The following is a 19446-nucleotide window of genomic DNA, read 5'->3' on the forward strand; positions in this document are numbered from 1 at the left end:
AAAAGAGTCCGGATTTTATCCGAACTCTTTTTTATTTTACTTCACATGCACAACTAATTCGTTATTTTCTACATCAACCACTACATGACTATTGTCAGTAATCGTACCTGCAATTAATTCTCTCGCTAATTTCGTCTCAACTTGACGCTGTACATATCGTTTTAACGGACGAGCTCCATACATCGGATCGAAGCCAGCTTCGACAACAAACTCTTTCGCTGCGTCTGTTAATTGTACCGTAATATGACGGTCAGCTAAGCGGCCTTGTAATTCTTTTACAATTTTATCAACAATGCCTTTAATTTCATTCGTTGTAAGAGGTTTGAATAAAATAATTTCGTCGACACGATTTAAAAACTCTGGTCGGAAGTGTCCTCTTAATTGCCCCATGACAAGTTCTCTTGATTCTTCTTTAATGGAGCCATCTTCTTCTAATCCATCTAATAAATGAGCAGATCCAATATTTGATGTCATAATAATAACTGTGTTTTTAAAGTCTACTGTACGTCCTTGGGAATCTGTAATGCGTCCGTCATCTAACATTTGTAATAAAATATTGAATACTTCTGGATGTGCTTTTTCGATTTCGTCTAACAAAATAACAGAATATGGTTTACGTCTTACTGCTTCTGTTAATTGACCACCCTCTTCATATCCAACATATCCAGGAGGTGCACCAATTAAGCGTGACACAGCGTGTTTCTCCATGTACTCAGACATATCAATACGAATCATTTGCTCTTCACTATCGAATAAAGACTGTGCTAACGTTTTTGCAAGTTCTGTTTTACCAACGCCAGTCGGTCCTAAGAAGATGAAGGAACCAATTGGACGGTTCGGGTCTTTAATACCAGCACGAGCGCGAAGAACTGCGTCTGATACTAGGCTTACCGCTTCTTCTTGTCCGATAACACGCTCTGATAAAATTTGCTCTAATCGTAATAATTTCTCACGTTCACCTTCAACGAGTTTTGCGACAGGAATACCAGTCCAGCGTGAAACAATATCAGCAATTTCTTCTTCACTTACTTCCTCACGTAATAAACGATTTTCTTGTTTATTATTCGCGCCCATTTCTTCTGCTTCTTTTAACTCTTTTTCAATTGCAGGAATTTTTCCGTGGCGAAGTTCCGCTGCTCTATTTAAGTCGTAATTACCTTCTGCTTCTTCTAATTCACGGCGCAGACGCTCTAAATGTTCACGTAAGTCACGAACTTTGTGAATATCTTCTTTTTCTTTCTCCCATTTCGCTCTCATACCACTTGCCACTTCTTTTAAATCCGATAATTCACGTTGCAACGTTTTTAGACGTTCTTGGCTACCAAAGTCCTTTTCTTTTCCAAGAGCCGCTTCTTCAATTTCCAGCTGCATAATGCGGCGCGTTACTTCATCTAATTCTGTCGGCATAGAATCGATTTCTGTACGAATTGTTGCACAAGCCTCATCGACAAGATCAATTGCTTTATCCGGTAAGAAACGGTCCGAAATATATCGATCTGATAAAACTGATGCTGCTACAATCGCGCGGTCATGAATATTTACACCATGATAAATTTCAAAACGCTCTTTTAAACCACGTAAAATGGAAATTGTATCTTCAACGGTTGGTTCTTCTGCTAATACTTGTTGGAAACGTCTTTCTAGAGCTGGATCTTTCTCAATATATTTGCGATATTCATCTAGTGTCGTCGCCCCGATACAATGCAGTTCACCACGCGCAAGCATCGGTTTCAACATATTTCCTGCATCCATTGCGCCCTCTGTTTTACCAGCGCCGACAATTGTATGAAGTTCATCAATGAATAATAAAATGCGTCCTTCACTCTTTTTAATTTCATTTAATACAGCTTGGAGACGCTCTTCAAATTCACCGCGGAATTTCGCTCCAGCTACAAGCGCACTCATATCTAATGCAAAGATTGTTCTATCTTTTAATCCTTCAGGTACATCCTTTTTCACAATACGCTGTGCTAACCCTTCAACAATTGCTGTTTTACCAACACCTGGTTCACCAATTAAAACTGGGTTGTTTTTCGTTTTACGTGAAAGAATGCGGATTACGCGGCGAATTTCACTATCGCGGCCGATAACAGGGTCAATTTTCCCCGCTCTTACTTCCGCTACTAAATCACGACCATATTTTTCTAACGCTTCATAAGTTGCTTCTGGATTTTGACTAGTCACTCTTTGATTCCCCCGAACTGTCATTAAAGACTGTAATAAGTTATCTTTCGTAATATGAAATCTTGTAAATAATTGATTTATATCGCCTTTTTCTTCAGTAAAAGCAAGCAATACATGTTCAATTGAAATGTAATCATCTTGCAATTTCTCTGCTTCTTTTCCTGCTCTTACAAGTAGTTGTTGCAGGGCACCTGTTATATATAATTTACCCGCTTCTGCACCGCTTCCCGTTACGGAAGGCTTTTTCTTAATTAAATTTTCTGCGCCTTGTTTTAACGCTTCTATATCGACATTCATTTTTTGAAAAATACGTACTGCTAACCCATCTTGCTCTTCTAATAATGTAAACAAGAGATGAACAGTATCTACCTCTTGATGATGATGAGATACCGCTAAAGATTGGGCACTCATAATCGCCTCTTGTGTTTTTGTTGTCATTTGATTTAAGTCCATCTTTACAGTCCCCCAAATGTTTGACTTTCTTTGACCTTTGATTTGATTATACGCCAACTGACTTTTTTATACAATAATTTTGCTTATGTATTTTCAAACTTATTATTTGAAAAAGAAAAAAGGAGCATGCATGATACAACTGAAAAATATACGGTAAATGAAATTAAAATGTGTAACGACAAAAAAGCCGCAATAATGATTGCGGCTTCTGTTACGGTTTTCTTTTATATGTCCACTGGCGGTTATGATTTGTGTTATCTGGAAACTTTTCACCAGCAGTTAGTTTCACCATTTGCGGGTCTTTTACCATACTTCCCGTTTCACCAATTTCTACGTAAATGCCATCATTCGGGGCTTTTTGTCCCGAACGAAACCTGCGATTTTGTCCCATTTCCATTCTCCTTCCATGACGTCTTTGCCTCATTAGTATATCCATTTTAAAAGAAAGCTTTTCTGTCATGTTTAGGAAACAAGTACTACATTTCGTTCTTGTACATATACATGAATGACACAAGCTTAAAGCAGGGATTTCTTTCCTATTTGTAGAAAAAAAAGAAACCAACCTACTATAGGCCAGTTTCAAAGGAGAGTCAAACATATACGAGAAGATTACATGTTCATTATAAGCCTCATCATACGAGAAATGTAACCCTTTTCACAATTTGTCCATAATGAAAGAAACATTGTTTGAACTTTCTAAAAAGATGTTGACTTTTCTTAATTTCCAACGAGAAATAGTAGACACCGCAGCACTTTGCGACGTAAGATGGATATATAGTGAACTTTCCATCTTTGGTGGTCTCACCCAGTCTAACCTCTTATTTCTGCAGATTAAAAACGGAAATACAGATAAAAACAAAAAAATATTATAAGAGGTGAAATTATGAACAAACAACATTTAATCGCACTAGACTTAGACGGCACTTTATTAACAGACAACAAAATAATTTCCACTCGAACGAAACATACAATTGCAAAAGCAAAGGAACAAGGACATATTGTTGTTATCTCAACAGGACGTCCATTCCGCGCTAGTTATGATTACTATAAAGAACTTGGTCTAAATACACCAATCGTAAACTTTAATGGCGCTTACGTACATCACCCTCTTGATTCAAAGTGGGGCACACATCACTCTCCTCTTGAGCTAGCAACAGCGCAAGAAATTGTCCGGGCTTGCTTTGATTTTGGCGTAAAAAACATATACGCTGAAGTAATGGACGATGTGTATGTACGTGAAATTGATGAAGATAAAAAACATATTTTCGAATTCGGTTCTCCAAACATTTTTACAGGAGACTTATTAAATATTTTAAATGATCATCCAACTTGCTTATTAATTGACGCACATGACGAGCATTCCAGTGCAATTCGTCAACATTTAACTGATATGCACGCTGAAGTAATCGACCATAGAAAGTGGGGCGCACCTTGGCCGATTATTGAAATTGTAAAAAGCGGATTAAATAAAGCTGTTGGACTACAAAAAATTTCTAGTCATTATAACATTCCACAAGAGCGAATCATCGCTTTCGGTGATGAAGATAACGACTTTGAAATGATTGAATTTGCTGGTCACGGCATCGCAATGGGAAATGCCATCCCTGAATTAAAATCACTCGCAAACCATACGACGCTAACGAACGAAGAAGATGGTATTGCACTATATTTAGAAGAGGTTCTTGGGTTGTAATCTAAAAATTCCCTGCTTATAGTTTCTCGCCAAACGCTCATACTATCATTAGACGCACAAGTTAGCGCGTCGATTGTTTTCAGCTAAATAAAGGGGGTTTTTCGAATGGGTAAAAAGAACAAATCAAAACGTTTTATCCAACAAGGAGCCGATGCTGTTATGAAGCATGATGCAAGATTCCCGTACCGAGGTACATTAGCTGAGGCAGAAAAAGCGAGAAGTAACTCTTCTTTTGGAGGGGTCTAAATGGGGAACTTACTATTTCAACAAGCTAGAGATGCTGTTGCAAATGCTGTATCTTGTTCAAGCGGCGTCGAGCAACAAGATCTCGTATATAGAGCAAAAAATGCTTTGCAATCCGCTTACGCAAATTCTTCAACTGCTGAAAAAGTTCAGCTACGTGAAATGCAAGAGCAGTTGCAAAACATTACGAATGCACATTAAAAAAGAGGACCAGCTTTGGTCCTCTTTAATCTTTTCGAAACAATCCGAACACCCCAACTGTTTGCAGTACGTTTGTAAATGCACCTGGGTCCACTTGTTTAATAACCCTCTCCAATTCGTACAGTTCGTAACGGGTAATAACAATCATTAACATTTCCTTATTTTCATTCGTATAAGCACCAGTTGCTGGTATAGTTGTAATCCCCCTCACTAAGCGTGAGTAAATCGCCTTTCGTACATCCGCCCCATTCTTCGTAACGATTAATGCCGTAATCTTCACATGACGCGTATGAATTGCATCGATGATTCGCGTTGACACATACAAAGTCACTAAAGTATATAATGCTTTTTCCCATCCATACACATAGCCGGCAGCGATAATGATCAGTGCATTAAAGAAGAAAAAATACGTACCGACAGGCTTGTCTTTAATCTTTGATAAAATCATGGCGATTATATCTAAACCACCTGTAGAAGCCCCCCACTTCAACGCAATCCCTACCCCGATTGCTGAAATAAGCCCACCAAAAATCGCATTTAATATGATGTCGTTTGAAACTGCTCTAACTGGAATAATTTCTAAAAACATAGTCATAAAGATAACGCAAAGAAAACTAAAGAAAGTAAAGGCCTTTCCAACCTTTTTCCATGCTAAAATAACGACTGGAATGTTAAACAAGCTAAATAATACCCCGGTTGATATGTGAATAGATAAAAAATCACCTAATATTTGTGATAGCAATTGAGACAATCCAGCAAAGCCACTCGCGTACACTTTCGCTGGTGTTAAAAATAAATTCATTCCAATCGCATTTAACAAACCTGCGATGATTACAACGATTAACTTCTTTATAAGTTCGGCATAATTCAACTTCAAATCCATTTCCAATCCACCCTCATTATTCATGAATACACTGCTATACATAGTCTTTACGAAAAAGGAAATGATAAACGTACAACGTTTAGAAATGGAGTTGATACATATGCCACATACGAGTGATAACGACAAAAAAGCACGCGATAATAATGCAAAACGCGCGCAAAAAAATGAGCAAGAACAAAAGAATATAGAGCAAGGTAAGCGTGCTTATTCCAAAAAGACCGATCACCTTTGATCCCATCGTACATCAACAATATTGTTGATGTACTTTTTTTACATTTCACAGGAAAAAACATTAAAAATTCACTTCATGTTCACTTCTATATTCTACAATAGCGATAACATATTCGGATGAGGTGTTAGCATGAGAGGAAAACACATTTTCATTATTACTGCACTACTAAGTATATTAATGCTATCTGCTTGTGGACAAAAAAACGACTCAGATACAGTCGCTACAGCAACCGACTCAACCATTACGAAGAGCGACTTCGAAAAACAGTTGAAAGATCGTTACGGAAAAGACATGCTGTACGAAATGATGGCGCAAGACGTTATCACGAAAAAATATAAAGTATCTGACGATGATGTAGATAAAGAATTACAAAAAGCAAAAAATCAATACGGAGACCAATTTAAAAACGTATTGAAAAACAATGGTTTAAAAGATGAAGCTGATTTCAAAAATCAAATTAAGTTCAAACTTGCTATGAATGAAGCGATTAAGAAAAGTATTACAGAAAAAGACGTGAAAGACCACTATAAACCAGAAATTAAAGCAAGCCATATTTTAGTAAGTGACGAAAATGAAGCGAAAGAAATAAAGAAAAAATTAGATGCTGGTGCTTCATTTGAAGAACTAGCAAAACAAGAATCGCAAGACCTACTATCAAAAGAAAAAGGCGGAGACCTCGGATATTTCAATTCAGGTAGAATGGCACCTGAATTTGAAACTGCTGCCTATAAACTAAAGGTCGGACAAATTAGCAATCCCGTTACATCACCAAACGGTTATCATATTATTAAATTAACTGATAAAAAAGAATTAAAGCCCTATGATGAAGTGAAAGACTCTATTCGCAAAAACTTAGAAGAAGAACGTATCTCTGACCCTATATTCGGCAAAAAACTATTGCAAAATGAATTAAAAAAAGCAAATATTAAAATAAATGATAGTGAGTTGGAAGATACATTTACTATTGTTTCCCCGCAAGGAAATTAAAAAACACAACCTTATTTTTTCAGATAAGGTTGTGTTTTTTAATCTTTCATCAATATTTTCAACTTTTTCTTCAAGCTTTTATAATGCCAATTGATGTGATCTAATTCTATCTCCACTTCAATCAGCGCATCTATTAAGTCTTCTTTAGAGTGTTGCGAGTCCATAATATTTTCAAGTATTTTTTCAAACCTTTCAGCGCTCTCATATATATCATGTAAATCAACTGCTACTATTTCGCGTTCTTTTTCAGGGGATAATGCTGAGAGGCTCTTTATTAATTGTTCTAACACATTGTATTGCACCTTCATACCTCCTTAATTCTATACTTATAACGTTATTTATAGATTTCATCTATCCTTTCTATATTCTTTTAAATTTCCCTCTCCCCATAATTCTCTATTCCTTCCTTCATTTTATACTGAACGCAAAAAGAACTATCTTTCCTCTAATAAACTTAGAGAAAAGGTAGTTCTTTTCCATCCACTTTATTTCTTAAAGTAAGTCCAACCTTCTTCTTGGTAAACCTTTTCTTCTTTCATCAACTTACCAAGTGCACGTTTAAATGCAGCTTTACTCATATTGAAACGTTCTTTAATGTCTTCTGGGTAGCTCTTATCCCAAAACGGCATTGCTCCGCCTCGTTCTTCCATATATGCATAAATCACTGCAGCATCATCTTCCATTCCTTCTTCTTTACGAGGAAGAAGTGAAATGTTAATTGTGCCGTCATCTTTTACATCAATAATACGTCCTGTTACGCGCTGACCGATGCGAACTTGTTCTTTTCTTTCTGTATGATGTAAAAATGCACGGAAATGCTCATCTGTTAATACGAATGAACCAACTTGAAGTGAACGATACACACGCCCATTTACATTTTTATTACGCATAGATGGCGTCGCCTCTACAACGATTTCTTGCATATCACTATCTCTTGCCGGAAGAGCAATTAAACGATCACGATTCGTTAATTTTAACGTACAATATAATTCGTCTCCAACTTCTGGCCATACTGGCATATAAATTGGGAATTCATCAGCTGGAATTAGTATATCTTTTGATACACCAATATCAACAAACACACCTAAACTCGGAATAACTTCTACAACCTTTACCCAGTTCCAATCATATGTTGTAATAATTGGCTCCTTCATTGTTGCCGAAATACGATTTTGGTGGTCAAGGTATAAGAATACGTCAATCGTATCGCCTTCTTCAATTTCTCCAGCTACTTCATTTTTATGTAGGAAAATTTCTTCTTCTTCATTTCCAACCATATATCCAATTTCCGTTTCGCGTAAAACAGTTACCTGTTCAATCGATCCTATTTGTAAATACATATTTTTTAATTCCCTTCTATATATATAAAATTATCTTTTTTATCATTCCAAACAAAAGTTAATTATAACATGATTTTTCCTGTATTTGTCCAACTGCCCAAAATTCACTATAATAAAATAAGGTTACATGAATATAAGTACGAAAACACTTAAGTCTAGACTCGTTTTCAGCTATACTTTAGTATGTACAGTACATAACAAGATTAGAAATTTATTTGGAGGTGCTAACTATGGCAAAAGATAGTTCTTTTGACATCGTTTCGAAAGTAGAATTACCTGAAGTAACAAACGCAATTAACACTGCATTAAAAGAAATCCAAAATCGATATGACTTTAAAGGAAGTAAAAGTGATATTAAACTTGAAAAAGAAGTACTTGTTTTAACTTCTGACGACGAGTTCAAATTAGAGCAAGTAAAAGACGTTCTTATTTCTAAACTCGTAAAACGTAACGTTCCAATTAAGAACTTAGATTACGGAAAAGTTGAAGCGGCAGCTGGTAACACTGTTCGCCAACGTGCAACACTTCAACAAGGTATCGATAAAGATAACGCGAAAAAAATTAACAACATCATTAAAGAAATGAAATTAAAAGTAAAAACACAAGTACAAGATGATCAAGTACGTGTTACAGCGAAAAGCCGTGATGACTTACAAGCAGTTATCGCAGCAGTTCGTAGCGCTGATTTACCAATTGACGTACAATTTATTAACTACCGCTAAAAAGAAAAACATCCTCTATGTAGAGGATGTTTTTCTTTTTAGCTTGTAAAAGTCTAAGCTTACGGGAAATCGGATAAATTTTATGCATAAATGAAGAAGACCCTTTTAAAAATCCGAACAAAAACCTCCCTCCCCAATCAAATGTAACAAATTATGAGTATAAGAATATTTTCCACCCTTTCCTGTAATGTAAAATTAGTAAGGAATTTATTTTATGAAAAATGTTAATTAAAAAGAGTTAGAAGTGGTTATTTGAAGAAATTAATACTATGTTTTTTATTAACTACATTCTGTCTATATATTGCAGGGTGTTCTAATAATATAACTACACCTGGGGATACATCTAAAACTTCAACACCTGCGAATTGTAAATACATCAACAAAGCTTGGTATAAGAAACCTACGAACTGTAATAATCGATGATATAAGTCATAAAAAAGACACCATAAGGTGCTTTTTTTATAGAGAATAATAAGATGTTCATCAGAAATTATGAGTGATTTTTTTATTTTGTTGTTCAAAATATTTTTCTTTAACTATTTTTATCAGATCTTCTTTTTCTGTTAGTTCAAAGATAAATAATGCTTTTTTCATATTATCAGCTACATCTTCTTCATTACATTGTTTCAGCTGTAGCATGTTCCAAGCTTTCCCATAGTATAATTCGCCTAATAAATATAAAGTATTTAGATTAATAGCTAATTTAATACCCATATCATTGTATTTTATTGCCTCTTCATGTTGATTTGCATGACCTAACATTTTCCCTAAATTAAAAATGATTTTTAATTTAACCTCTTTATCTCTAGGGAAATCTAACTTATTAAAATTAGTTAAACATCTTCTTAATATAGTAATACTCTTTTCATATTCTTTATTTGCCCAATGAAATATAGCCATCGACTGCATAATATCTATTTCTCTTTCCGATAAAAAATCACCATTCGTTACAGTTAGTTTTAGTGCATTATTTAAAAGATTTAAAGCAGTTTTTATTGATTTATTCACATAAAATATAGCAATCGCTTCATGCCATATTAGAAATTGTTTATCTTCTTTTAACTGGAAATTATTTTCGGTTTTCTCTTGTTTCACTATTTCATAAAGTTCATTATATTGTTTTTGTTTTGTACAATCTCTCATTACACATTTTACATTTTCTACATATTTTAGTTTTTTGTTTTGAGTTAGTGCGAAAATATGATTTGGATCAATACCAAGTCTTTCAGATAATTGATATAACAATATGCTAGATGGATAAATCATACCTTTTTCTATTTTGCTAATTTGACTTTGCGAACATATTCCATGACACAATTCAGATTGTGATATATTCTTTTTCATTCTAAGTTCTTTAATGGTAATACCCAAATCGTAAAATTCCATTTTTCCTCCTCAAATATAGCCCTCAATGAGTAACAAAATACTTTTCACCCTTTAATGTAATGTAAAATTAGTATATTTTCAATTATTGTTTCTTCTATCGATTTTTTTTTACTTCTTTGCTCAGTTGCATTTCGAGGTGAGAGTCTTACTTCAAAGAAAAACAGACTAGAGAGAAAGTTTTCTCCTTAGCCTGTCCCACCAAACAAATTCCCCATCGTCACTGTTATCCCCAAAATACAGAATTACGAATACGATAAGAAGACTTAAACATCTCACCTCATCACGCACTTTTAATTGAACACAAAAGAGAATATCCCCTTATTTCCGCCTCTTTTTAACCACAATTAAAAAAGCAATAAACAATACGTTCACACCGACGATTAAAGAAATAAATAGCCAATTCACACCTGTTTCCCCGTTAACTTTATACACATTCGATTCCTCACGCTTTAAAACGAGATAAAATTTTCCGTTTTCTTCTCTTATAATTTCATCTTCTAACAATCCCCTTAGCTCTTGTTTTTCACCAATCGCACTTGCAGGTAAAGCAACTTTTTGTGTTTCTTTCGTATTATTAATCGCTACTACTGTCACTTCATCTTTATACTTTCTCTTTAGTACACTCATTCCATCTTTATCGTATAGAAGCTCAAACGTACCGCGGCGTAAAGATGGCCTCGCTTGTCTAAGCTCACCGAGTTTCGTTATATGTTGCATAAACTTTTCATCTGATTTGAAGTCCATTAATCGTCTATTATCTGGCGTACCTCCTCCATCCAATGCAATTTCAGTTCCGTAATAAAAATTCGGAATACCTGGTGTTGTTAATAAATATGTAAGAGCTAGTTTCAAACGAGATGGTGGATAATTCATATTCTCTTTTGCAATACGAGCAAATCTTTTTGTATCTTGATTATCTAAAAATGTAGCGGCTGCTCCGTCTTTTTTACTTACATCATATAAAGGTTTCACCGATACGTCCGCTTTGGAAAACGCATCTACTATTTTTTCGTTGTATTCACTATCTTCTTTTGTCATAACTCGAAAATCTTTCTTTATCACTTGCATATCTTTTTGCACATCATCCCAAAAAGCAGGTGATTTTTTTTCACTATGTATTACATAACTTGCATCTAAATCAACTTCTTTGATCCACCATTTCATCGAATCGATTACTTGTTGTTCGTTTTCACCAAGTGGAAATTGAAATACAACTTTCATTCCTTTTGCATGAGCTTCTTGCAAAAGTTCTTTCACATCATTTTCTGTTCCGAAATGTTCATTTACCTTCTGAAAATTGCGCACGTCTAACCCATCGTATTTTACACTTTCAAAAAGCGGCGAAAGCATAACAGTAGTAAATCCCATTTTTTTTATGTAATCCATTCTTTTTATAATACCTCTTATATCTCCGCCCTGATATCCTTCTAAATTGCCAACTTCTAACTGTTTGTCATTTTTCGGTTCCCCATTATTAAAACGATCAATCATAATGGAATATATAACTTCGTCTCGCCACTCTCTTTTTTCGTCTGCAAATGTATGTATTGGTACAAACAAAACGACAGCTAAACAAAAACAAATGAATAGTTTCCTAGTATGTATTTTCCCCACACGCATCCCCCATGTATTTTAATTGTAAGAATATTATACCAATTATCCAAACGAATCGCATACGTTGATTTCATTCTTATCAAATTAATACATGTTAGGTTTTCTAACATACACATAAAATTTTCTGAATTTTTAGTTGATTTTTCTTTTTATTTCGAATATGATATGAAACATAACAAATCGATGTTATTTTTTCTAACATTACAGGAGGAGAGAGAATGAATACAGGAGATACGGTTTTTATGTTTGTAGCGACAGTAATGGTCATGTTAATGACACCAGGATTAGCACTTTTTTATGGAGGTATGGTTCGCAGTAAAAACGTACTCAGTACGACAATGCATAGTTATAGCGCAATGGCTATCGTTTCGATTCAATGGATTGTAATTGGTTATTCTTTATCATTCGGACCAGATTGGCACGGACTTATCGGCACATTCGATTGGTTCGGTTTAAACGGAGTTAGCTACGCACCAAATCCAGACTACTCATCTACTATTCCTCACAATTTATTTATGATGTTTCAACTCATGTTTGCTATTCTAACCCCCGCTCTAATTTCAGGAGCATTTGCCGAAAGAATGCGATTTTCAGCTTTCCTTATTTTCATCCTTCTATGGACAACAATCGTTTACAATCCTGTCGCTCATTGGGTATGGGGCGTTGGTGGATGGCTAAGAGAACTTGGCGCATTAGACTTCGCTGGCGGTAATGTCGTTCATATTACATCTGGCGTGGCTGGCCTCGTATTAGCTATTTTCCTTGGAAAACGCAAAAACATAAACGGTTCGTCTCCTCATCATTTACCATTTACGATGTTAGGCGCTGGGCTGCTATGGTTCGGCTGGTTCGGTTTTAACGTCGGAAGCGCATTATCTTTAAATGATGTAGCTTTAACTGCATTTATTAATACAAATATAGCTGCCGCTGCCTCCGCATTAACTTGGATGCTTTCAGAGTGGTTCTTCCAATCAAAACCGACCGCGATGGGAGCTGCTTGCGGCGTTGTTTCCGGTCTAGTCGCTATTACACCAGCTTGCGGGTTCGTTACACCTTTCTCAGCTCTTCTTATCGGAGCAATTGGCGGCGTATTATGCTTCGGAGCGGTCTTTTTCTTAAAAACAAAATTCGGATACGACGATACACTCGATGCATTTGGATGTCACGGCATCGGCGGAACTTGGGGCGGCATTGCGACAGGACTATTTGCAACTACTGCAGTAAACGGCGATGGCGCTAACGGATTATTTTACGGGAACGCCGCGCTGCTGTTGAAACAACTTGTAGCAATCGGCGCAACATATGCGTTCACAATTATAATGACGTACGCGATTATTAAAGCAATTAACTTCTTCCTCCCTGTCCGGGTAGATGAGCACGAGGAATATATGGGACTTGATATTTCAATGCATGGAGAGAAAGCTTATGAATATACTGAGCGAGTGAACTAAAAAAGAGATGCAATCTATTGATAGTAGATTGCATCTCTTTTTGCATTTATCGGCACTGCATACCCCAGCTAGTATTCCTGTAAATATATCAACGATTCTTCGGATATATCGACGATTTTTCAAATATATCAGCGATTATTTCAATATATCGACGTTTCGACACGATATATCGATTTACCAACAAATTCCGACATAATGAAACTGAAGAATACCCGCGTGTAACTTTACATAAACAAAAAAGACGACCGTTTCATAACAGTCGTCTTTTCCAATTTATTTCGGAGCATTTCCTACATATTGCGTAATATCAACGTTTAATGCTTGCGCTAAACGCATACCGTACTCTTGATCTGCACGGAAGAAGTTACAAATAGCTAATAATTTCGTACGTTCATTTACGTCTTTTAAGTCATTTGTTAAGTTTGCAATTAAGTTGTCTTGCTCTTCTTTAGAGAATGAACGGTAACGCTCACCCGCTTGTTTGAAATCATTTGGTTTGTCAATTTTCTCACGAGATACATAGCCTTCTACTTTCATAGTTGAATCGCGGTAAGCTGGGTCTTCAACTGGATTTTCAGCATGACGGCTCGGTTCATAGTTAATTGTAGATGGGTTTTGATTGATTTGCATCGCACCATCACGTTGTTGGTTATGAACAGCTGCATATGGGCAGTTTACAGGAATTTGTAAGTAGTTTGCACCAAGGCGATAACGCTGTGTATCTGGATAAGAGAATAAACGACCTTGTAATAATTTATCTTCAGATGGTTCAATACCATTTACAGTTGCACTTGGAGAGAACGCCACTTGTTCTACTTCCGCAAAGAAGTTTTTCGGGTTACGATTTAACGTCATTGTCCCTACTTCCATTAACGGGAAACGATCTTCTGGCCATACTTTCGTTGGGTCCAGTGGATCAAAGTCTAAAGAATCCATTTCATCTAGTTGCATCACTTGTACGTGTAAATCCCATTTCGGGTAATTTCCTTTTTCGATTGCATCGAATAAGTCACGAGTTGCATGGTTGAAGTCTTTTCCTTGTACTTCTTGCACTTCTTTTGCACTTAAGTTACGTACACCTTGCTGTGGCTTCCAATGATATTTAATGTAGACGATTTTACCTTCTGCATTAATCCATTTGAATGAATGTACACCGAAACCTTCCATTTCACGATAGCTTGCTGGTGTACCGTAATCAGAAAATACCCATGTCATCATATGTGTAGATTCTGGACTTAACGTCATGAAATCCCAGTAACGATCTGGTGTTTGAATATTTGTATCAGGTGCAGGTTTTAAAGAATGCACCATATCAGGGAATTTAATTGCATCACGAATGAAGAAGACTGGTAAATGGTTACCTACAATATCGTAATTTCCTTCTTCTGTATAAAATTTAACAGCGAAACCGCGTGGATCACGTGCTGTTTCAGGAGAACCTTGACCATGAATAACCGTTGAAAAACGAACAAATACAGGCGTTTCAGTTCCTTCATTTTGTAAAAATGCTGCTTTCGTATATTGCTTCATGCTATTTTTCGTAACGAATACACCGTGAGCACCTGCACCACGTGCGTGCACAACACGCTCTGGAATACGTTCACGATCAAAGTGAGCCAATTTTTCTACTAAATGATAGTCTTCTAATAATACCGGTCCACGGCGACCAGCTGTACGAGAATTTTGGTTATCTCCGACCGGAGCACCTTGGTTTGTTGTTAAGCGATTATTTGGATTCATCTAGGGGGATCCTCCTCTTTCTTTCATAGTAATTATTATTTATTTAAAATTATTATAAATTAATTATTATTCAAAATTAGTTCTTTGTCAACTATTTCTTTCATTTTTCTGGAAACAATTGTAGCTAAACAATCAATAAATGTAGATTGTGCATTCGGCATATTTGGTCTAAAATACGCAGCATTTAATTCATCCGTCACAACTTTACACTCGTAATCGTTGTCATATAAAACTTCTAAATGCTCTGCCACAAAACCAACTGGGCAATATATGAAAGATTTATATCTATGCTCTTCAAATAAATCTCTCGTTAAATCTTGTACATCCGGTCCAATCCATGGATCAGATGTATTTCCGGCACTTTGCCAACCTATTGTATAATTTTGAATGTTTGCAGCTGCTGCGATTAAATCCGCCGTATGCTGCAATTGCTTCACATAAGGATCACCCGCTGCAATAATTTTCTCTGGTAAACTATGCGCTGAAAAAATTACAACTGCTTTCTCTTTATCTTCAATCTTTGTAAATGTTTCTTTTATTTGATCTGCCCAATACGAAATAAATTTCGGTTCATCGTACCATTGGTCAATCGGCTCAATAACAGGACCACCTATTTCCTCCGAGAGACGAATTGCACGCTCGTTATATGCCTTAATGCTAAAGGTAGAATAATGCGGCGCTAATACGATACTAATTGCTTGCTCAATTCCATCGCGCTTCATCTCTTCTACTGCATCTTCTATAAACGGAGCAGTATGTTTTAAGCCTAAGTAACAATTAAATTCATACTCTGTAAACATATTATTCATTGAGTCTGTTAATTTATGCGCTTGCTCTTTCGTAATTTTTGCAAGCGGTGAAATTCCACCAATCGCTTTATAGCGTCCAATTAAATCTTGGAGTGCTTCTTCTGATGGCTTACGCCCATGACGAATATGTGTATAATATGCCTCTACTTCATCTAATGAATCCGGCGTTCCATACGCCATTACGAGTAAACCTATTTTTTTCTTTTTCATCTATATAACACCTCAATTTTATAAATGAGAATCTTTTTCAAGAACATTTGTTTCCAATTATAACAACTAATAATAAGTACGTAAAGATAATTATTCTAAATAAGTATTTTTTCTAATATGATTTTGAATTTTATATGACAATTTATTTAATAAAAAGCGACTTACTTATAAAGTAAGTCGCTTTTCTCCTATTCTTTAATATTTACTCCATATTCTTTAAACCAAACGTGAATTTGTGCTAAATGAGCTAAAAGTTGTGGCCCAGTCATTAATTGACCATACCATGGCGTTTGGAATGCACTGCCGCCTGACTCAATTAATCCGCTCAGCTGTTCTTTATCAAATAGCTCGTGTAAAATCGAGCCTTTATCTGTTAATAAATCTTGTAGCCATACTGTCACTGCTTTCGTATAGTGCGGATTATGTGTTTTCGGATACGGGCTCTTCTTTCTATATAAGATTTCATTTGGAAGTAATCCTTCTAACGCTTTACGCAATAGACCTTTTTCGCGGTTTTTATACATTTTCATTTCCCAAGGAATATTCCACGCATATTCGACAAGACGATGATCTGCAAATGGAACGCGTACTTCTAAGCTCGCCCCCATACTCATACGGTCTTTTCTGTCTAATAATGTTGTCATAAACCATACCATATTTAAATAAAATAATTGGCGTCTTTTCGCTTCTAGCGGACTTTCCCCATCTAAAATAGGAACTTCTTGAATGGACTCTTCATAGCGCTGCTGTACATATTGTTGTAAATTTAATTTATTTCTCCATTCTTTCTTTAGCAATTGTTCACGCGCTTCTGTAGAACGCATCCACGGAAATGCGCTCGATTGTAAATCATCTTCTCTATAAAACCACGGATAACCACCAAATATTTCATCTGCACATTCCCCAGATAAACCGACGACAAAATCTTGTTTAATCTCACGACAAAACCATAATAATGACGAATCGATATCTGCCATACCAGGTAAATCGCGAACGAGCACTGCTTCTGTTAAATACTGCGCTAATTGTTCATTTGAAATGACGCAGCGATGATGGATTGTTTGAAACGTTTCAGTCATCAAATGAATAAATGGTGCATCTGAATTTGGCTGAAACGCATTTGCTTTAAAGTATTTGTCATTATCTTCGTAATCAATCGAATACGTGTGTAATTGCCCTTTTCCCGATCTTTCGTATTCTTTCGCAGCAATTGCTGTTATAGCGCTTGAATCTACACCGCCTGATAAAAAAGTGCATAATGGTACATCAGAAACGAGCTGCCTTGTAATCGAATCTTGTAATAAAAAGCGTGTTTTTTCTACTGTTTCTTCAAAGGAATCTTCATGCTTTTTACTTTCTACATTCCAATATCTCCATATACATAAACCGTTCTTCGAAAATGTCATCGCATGACCTGGACGTAATTCTTTTATACCAGCATATATACCGTGACCAGGCGTTCTAGATGGTCCAAGGCCAAATATTTCAGATAATCCTTCTAACGTCACTTCCGCCTTCACATCTGGATGCGCCAATATCGCTTTTAACTCTGAGCCAAATAGTAATCGCCCACTGTCATATTTATAAAATAGTGGTTTTACCCCTAATCGATCGCGCGCAATAAACACTTGTTCTTTCTGTTCATCCCATACAGCAAACGCATATATACCGTTTAAATGATCGACACATTCTTCTTTCCATTCGATATAAGAAGCTAACAATACTTCCGTATCAGAGTGACCTTTGAACGTATATCCTCTTCTTAATAGTTCCTTTCGAATATCTTCCGTATTATACAGTTCACCGTTATAGCAAATTGCATAATTCGTTTCACCTTTTAAACAAGTCATCGGTTGTTTCCCGCCTTCAGGATCAACAACGATTAACCGTTTATGTCCAAATGCAACATTGCCTTTAATCCAAACTTTATTATCATCTGGACCACGCTTCGCTAACGTCTCAGCCATCTTCGTAACGACGTCCCGTTCTCCTTCTAATGAGCGTTTATAATCCACCCATCCTGTAATCCCGCACATATAAATCATCCTTCCATCTTATTTCTTTTCTTGAACGTACAGTAACCCCACTCTAAAAGTGCGGATCAAAAAAATGACAAACTTGACGATAACCTACTATCCACATATGGAATAGCATTTTCACTCAGTAAAACGTGTTTTATTGTATGCCCACCTATGTCCGGATGTGTCTAGTTATAAAGAATGCACGAACTGTCTATAACAGAGATAACTACTTTTCATAAAGGAGAAATCGTGTATGATACAACGTAAACATATTTTATATAACCAGCCCCGCGCTCATACAGTCGGTAATGTAGAATATATAAACAATGAATGGATATTCTTTGATGACGAAAATGAGGAAGCATTTTTATTAGAAGAGATTGCCGAAGATGGCTTTGAGATTTTATATAACAACAACTGGCTACCAGCGCGTTTCTATGAACAAGATGTATTACAAATCGCCGACGAACAGCATCACCTGCAAAACGGGGAAATGATACGAATTCGAAAAAAATTACTTCTTAGCTATAAGGAATGGCTTGAGGAGTTACCTGATTCTGTTTTTACCTTATTAACAGAATCATTGCAATCACTTCATTACTCTTTATATGATTGCATGTATTGTCATAATTATTTATCCTTCTTACCGAAAGAGGAAACATGTGAAGGAGTAAATATTCTTTTATTCGATAACGAAGAAATGATTTGTTCACTGCAGCACCATTTCGTTCGTCACGCTACGTCAAATAAAAATATGTTTCGCTTTACGAAAGTAAACGGAGAAGAGTTGCATATCGATGCAACATAAAATAAAAAACCACCTTATCTCCCAAACATTTGAGATTATAAGGTGGTTTTATTTTCTTTATTAGAATACTTGCCAACCAATCGGTAATTTCAGTCCAAGGTAAAATACCGCTACAAGCGCGATAATAAATAATCCCCAGAATGCCCTCGTTGCCTTGTTCTTGCTCATTTTCACAAGAACCATTTCCATTCCAGCGATAACTAAAATACCAGCTAGCATTTTTAAACCATACCACATGTGCATGTTACTTGTTGCAGTCTTCATAATACCCATGTACAACATGAAACCTGTCACAATAATGATAATGTACATAAGACGAAGCCCCATATGTACACCTTTCCCTTTTCTTCCTGCTGAATAAAGTGAATACGCAACAAAGAATAAAATTAAACCTAACGCCCATGCTGTAATATGCATATGTACCATCGTATCCCTTACCTCCTCTTTTCACACTTTTTCATTCTATATG

General features: G+C 36.0%; 19 protein-coding genes. 8 read left to right on the top strand and 11 right to left on the bottom strand.

Annotation, left to right across the window (positions count from 1 at the left end; genetic code table 11):
* Window positions 1–36 precede the first annotated feature (36 nt).
* Together clpB and ACTFNE_RS17200 are read right to left on the bottom strand one after the other, a co-directional pair.
* Window positions 37–2637, bottom strand: a complete 2601-nt coding sequence (clpB, locus tag ACTFNE_RS17195; protein WP_000365371.1) for an ATP-dependent chaperone ClpB — start codon at window positions 2635–2637, stop codon at window positions 37–39.
* 211 nt (window positions 2638–2848) lie between these two features.
* Window positions 2849–3028 carry a YjzC family protein gene (locus tag ACTFNE_RS17200; RefSeq protein ID WP_000531421.1) on the bottom strand — a complete coding sequence of 60 codons (180 nt, stop codon included), beginning with the start codon at window positions 3026–3028 and terminating at the stop codon, window positions 2849–2851.
* Between the two features lie 492 nt (window positions 3029–3520).
* Here ACTFNE_RS17200 and ACTFNE_RS17205 point away from each other — a divergent pair, with 492 nt between their 5' ends.
* The 3 genes from ACTFNE_RS17205 to ACTFNE_RS17215 all read left to right on the top strand — a co-directional run bounded on the left by ACTFNE_RS17205 (window position 3521) and on the right by ACTFNE_RS17215 (window position 4774).
* Window positions 3521–4330 (top strand): Cof-type HAD-IIB family hydrolase, encoded by an 810-nt coding sequence (locus ACTFNE_RS17205; RefSeq protein WP_001041235.1) that lies wholly within the window; start codon window positions 3521–3523, stop codon window positions 4328–4330.
* A 105-nt stretch (window positions 4331–4435) separates the two neighbouring features.
* Window positions 4436–4576, top strand: a complete 141-nt coding sequence (locus ACTFNE_RS17210) for a hypothetical protein (protein WP_000516816.1) — start codon at window positions 4436–4438, stop codon at window positions 4574–4576.
* On the top strand, window positions 4577–4774 hold the full coding sequence (locus ACTFNE_RS17215; protein WP_000527400.1) for a DUF3813 domain-containing protein: 198 nt from the start codon (window positions 4577–4579) through the stop codon (window positions 4772–4774).
* A 25-nt stretch (window positions 4775–4799) separates the two neighbouring features.
* Here the strand turns inward: ACTFNE_RS17215 and ACTFNE_RS17220 are convergent, their stop codons facing one another.
* On the bottom strand, window positions 4800–5657 hold the full coding sequence (locus ACTFNE_RS17220) for a YitT family protein (RefSeq protein ID WP_270706018.1): 858 nt from the start codon (window positions 5655–5657) through the stop codon (window positions 4800–4802).
* A 100-nt stretch (window positions 5658–5757) separates the two neighbouring features.
* Between ACTFNE_RS17220 and ACTFNE_RS17225 the strand changes: the two genes are divergently transcribed.
* Together ACTFNE_RS17225 and prsA are read left to right on the top strand one after the other, a co-directional pair.
* On the top strand, window positions 5758–5889 hold the full coding sequence (locus ACTFNE_RS17225) for a DUF3941 domain-containing protein (protein WP_001120845.1): 132 nt from the start codon (window positions 5758–5760) through the stop codon (window positions 5887–5889).
* Window positions 5890–6018: 129 nt separating this feature from the next.
* Entirely contained in the window at window positions 6019–6876 is an 858-nt protein-coding gene (prsA, locus tag ACTFNE_RS17230; protein ID WP_046198607.1) for a peptidylprolyl isomerase PrsA, read from the top strand.
* Window positions 6877–6914: 38 nt separating this feature from the next.
* Here the strand turns inward: prsA and ACTFNE_RS17235 are convergent, their stop codons facing one another.
* Together ACTFNE_RS17235 and ACTFNE_RS17240 are read right to left on the bottom strand one after the other, a co-directional pair.
* Window positions 6915–7178 carry a hypothetical protein gene (locus ACTFNE_RS17235; RefSeq protein WP_001199904.1) on the bottom strand — a complete coding sequence of 88 codons (264 nt, stop codon included), beginning with the start codon at window positions 7176–7178 and terminating at the stop codon, window positions 6915–6917.
* Window positions 7179–7361: 183 nt separating this feature from the next.
* Window positions 7362–8216, bottom strand: coding sequence for a CvfB family protein (locus ACTFNE_RS17240; protein ID WP_000281269.1), 855 nt, complete (start codon window positions 8214–8216; stop codon window positions 7362–7364).
* A gap of 230 nt (window positions 8217–8446) precedes the next feature.
* On the opposite strand from ACTFNE_RS17240, the gene ACTFNE_RS17245 reads away from it, so the two are divergent.
* On the top strand, window positions 8447–8938 hold the full coding sequence (locus ACTFNE_RS17245) for a YajQ family cyclic di-GMP-binding protein (protein ID WP_001040153.1): 492 nt from the start codon (window positions 8447–8449) through the stop codon (window positions 8936–8938).
* A 483-nt stretch (window positions 8939–9421) separates the two neighbouring features.
* On the opposite strand, the gene ACTFNE_RS17250 is transcribed toward ACTFNE_RS17245, so the two are convergent.
* Both ACTFNE_RS17250 and ACTFNE_RS17255 read right to left on the bottom strand, forming a co-directional pair.
* A complete protein-coding gene (locus tag ACTFNE_RS17250) occupies window positions 9422–10324 on the bottom strand; it encodes a helix-turn-helix domain-containing protein (protein ID WP_270706017.1) in 903 nt (300 codons plus the stop codon).
* 318 nt (window positions 10325–10642) lie between these two features.
* Window positions 10643–11944, bottom strand: coding sequence for an alpha-amylase family glycosyl hydrolase (locus ACTFNE_RS17255; RefSeq protein WP_052737346.1), 1302 nt, complete (start codon window positions 11942–11944; stop codon window positions 10643–10645).
* Window positions 11945–12156: 212 nt separating this feature from the next.
* Between ACTFNE_RS17255 and ACTFNE_RS17260 the strand changes: the two genes are divergently transcribed.
* The gene (locus ACTFNE_RS17260; RefSeq protein WP_046198609.1) at window positions 12157–13389 is read left to right on the top strand and encodes an ammonium transporter; all 1233 of its coding nucleotides are present in this window, start codon (window positions 12157–12159) and stop codon (window positions 13387–13389) included.
* Window positions 13390–13662: 273 nt separating this feature from the next.
* Here ACTFNE_RS17260 and katB read toward each other — a convergent pair whose 3' ends face one another.
* From katB to asnB, 3 genes are all read right to left on the bottom strand, one after another.
* Window positions 13663–15129, bottom strand: coding sequence for a catalase KatB (katB, locus tag ACTFNE_RS17265; protein WP_046198610.1), 1467 nt, complete (start codon window positions 15127–15129; stop codon window positions 13663–13665).
* Window positions 15130–15188: 59 nt separating this feature from the next.
* Entirely contained in the window at window positions 15189–16148 is a 960-nt protein-coding gene (hemH, locus tag ACTFNE_RS17270) for a ferrochelatase (RefSeq protein ID WP_046198611.1), read from the bottom strand.
* A 188-nt stretch (window positions 16149–16336) separates the two neighbouring features.
* Entirely contained in the window at window positions 16337–18184 is a 1848-nt protein-coding gene (asnB, locus tag ACTFNE_RS17275; RefSeq protein WP_270706016.1) for an asparagine synthase (glutamine-hydrolyzing), read from the bottom strand.
* Window positions 18185–18422: 238 nt separating this feature from the next.
* Between asnB and ACTFNE_RS17280 the strand changes: the two genes are divergently transcribed.
* Window positions 18423–18977: a DUF2777 domain-containing protein gene (locus tag ACTFNE_RS17280; RefSeq protein ID WP_000616042.1), complete on the top strand. Its 555-nt coding sequence runs from the start codon at window positions 18423–18425 to the stop codon at window positions 18975–18977.
* A gap of 60 nt (window positions 18978–19037) precedes the next feature.
* Here the strand turns inward: ACTFNE_RS17280 and ACTFNE_RS17285 are convergent, their stop codons facing one another.
* Window positions 19038–19403: a YisL family protein gene (locus ACTFNE_RS17285; RefSeq protein WP_270706015.1), complete on the bottom strand. Its 366-nt coding sequence runs from the start codon at window positions 19401–19403 to the stop codon at window positions 19038–19040.
* Between the last annotated feature and the right edge of the window lie 43 nt (window positions 19404–19446).

This window comes from Bacillus cereus group sp. MYBKT111-2 (assembly GCF_051915205.1).
Classification (GTDB): Bacteria; Bacillota; Bacilli; order Bacillales; family Bacillaceae_G; genus Bacillus_A; species Bacillus_A paranthracis.

Bases quoted from the DNA above. Each gene is read 5' to 3' on its own strand.
- ACTFNE_RS17215 (WP_000527400.1), top strand. From the start codon at position 4,577: ATGGGGAACTTACTATTTCAACAAGCTAGAGATGCTGTTGCAAATGCT.
- ACTFNE_RS17220 (WP_270706018.1), bottom strand. From the start codon at position 5,657: ATGGATTTGAAGTTGAATTATGCCGAACTTATAAAGAAGTTAATCGTT.
- ACTFNE_RS17225 (WP_001120845.1), top strand. From the start codon at position 5,758: ATGCCACATACGAGTGATAACGACAAAAAAGCACGCGATAATAATGCA.
- ACTFNE_RS17245 (WP_001040153.1), top strand. From the start codon at position 8,447: ATGGCAAAAGATAGTTCTTTTGACATCGTTTCGAAAGTAGAATTACCT.
- ACTFNE_RS17285 (WP_270706015.1), bottom strand. From the start codon at position 19,403: ATGGTACATATGCATATTACAGCATGGGCGTTAGGTTTAATTTTATTC.
- ACTFNE_RS17200 (WP_000531421.1), bottom strand. From the start codon at position 3,028: ATGGGACAAAATCGCAGGTTTCGTTCGGGACAAAAAGCCCCGAATGAT.
- ACTFNE_RS17250 (WP_270706017.1), bottom strand. From the start codon at position 10,324: ATGGAATTTTACGATTTGGGTATTACCATTAAAGAACTTAGAATGAAA.
- ACTFNE_RS17210 (WP_000516816.1), top strand. From the start codon at position 4,436: ATGGGTAAAAAGAACAAATCAAAACGTTTTATCCAACAAGGAGCCGAT.
- ACTFNE_RS17255 (WP_052737346.1), bottom strand. From the start codon at position 11,944: ATGCGTGTGGGGAAAATACATACTAGGAAACTATTCATTTGTTTTTGT.
- prsA (WP_046198607.1), top strand. From the start codon at position 6,019: ATGAGAGGAAAACACATTTTCATTATTACTGCACTACTAAGTATATTA.
- hemH (WP_046198611.1), bottom strand. From the start codon at position 16,148: ATGAAAAAGAAAAAAATAGGTTTACTCGTAATGGCGTATGGAACGCCG.
- asnB (WP_270706016.1), bottom strand. From the start codon at position 18,184: ATGTGCGGGATTACAGGATGGGTGGATTATAAACGCTCATTAGAAGGA.
- clpB (WP_000365371.1), bottom strand. From the start codon at position 2,637: ATGGACTTAAATCAAATGACAACAAAAACACAAGAGGCGATTATGAGT.
- ACTFNE_RS17260 (WP_046198609.1), top strand. From the start codon at position 12,157: ATGAATACAGGAGATACGGTTTTTATGTTTGTAGCGACAGTAATGGTC.
- ACTFNE_RS17240 (WP_000281269.1), bottom strand. From the start codon at position 8,216: ATGTATTTACAAATAGGATCGATTGAACAGGTAACTGTTTTACGCGAA.
- katB (WP_046198610.1), bottom strand. From the start codon at position 15,129: ATGAATCCAAATAATCGCTTAACAACAAACCAAGGTGCTCCGGTCGGA.
- ACTFNE_RS17280 (WP_000616042.1), top strand. From the start codon at position 18,423: ATGATACAACGTAAACATATTTTATATAACCAGCCCCGCGCTCATACA.
- ACTFNE_RS17205 (WP_001041235.1), top strand. From the start codon at position 3,521: ATGAACAAACAACATTTAATCGCACTAGACTTAGACGGCACTTTATTA.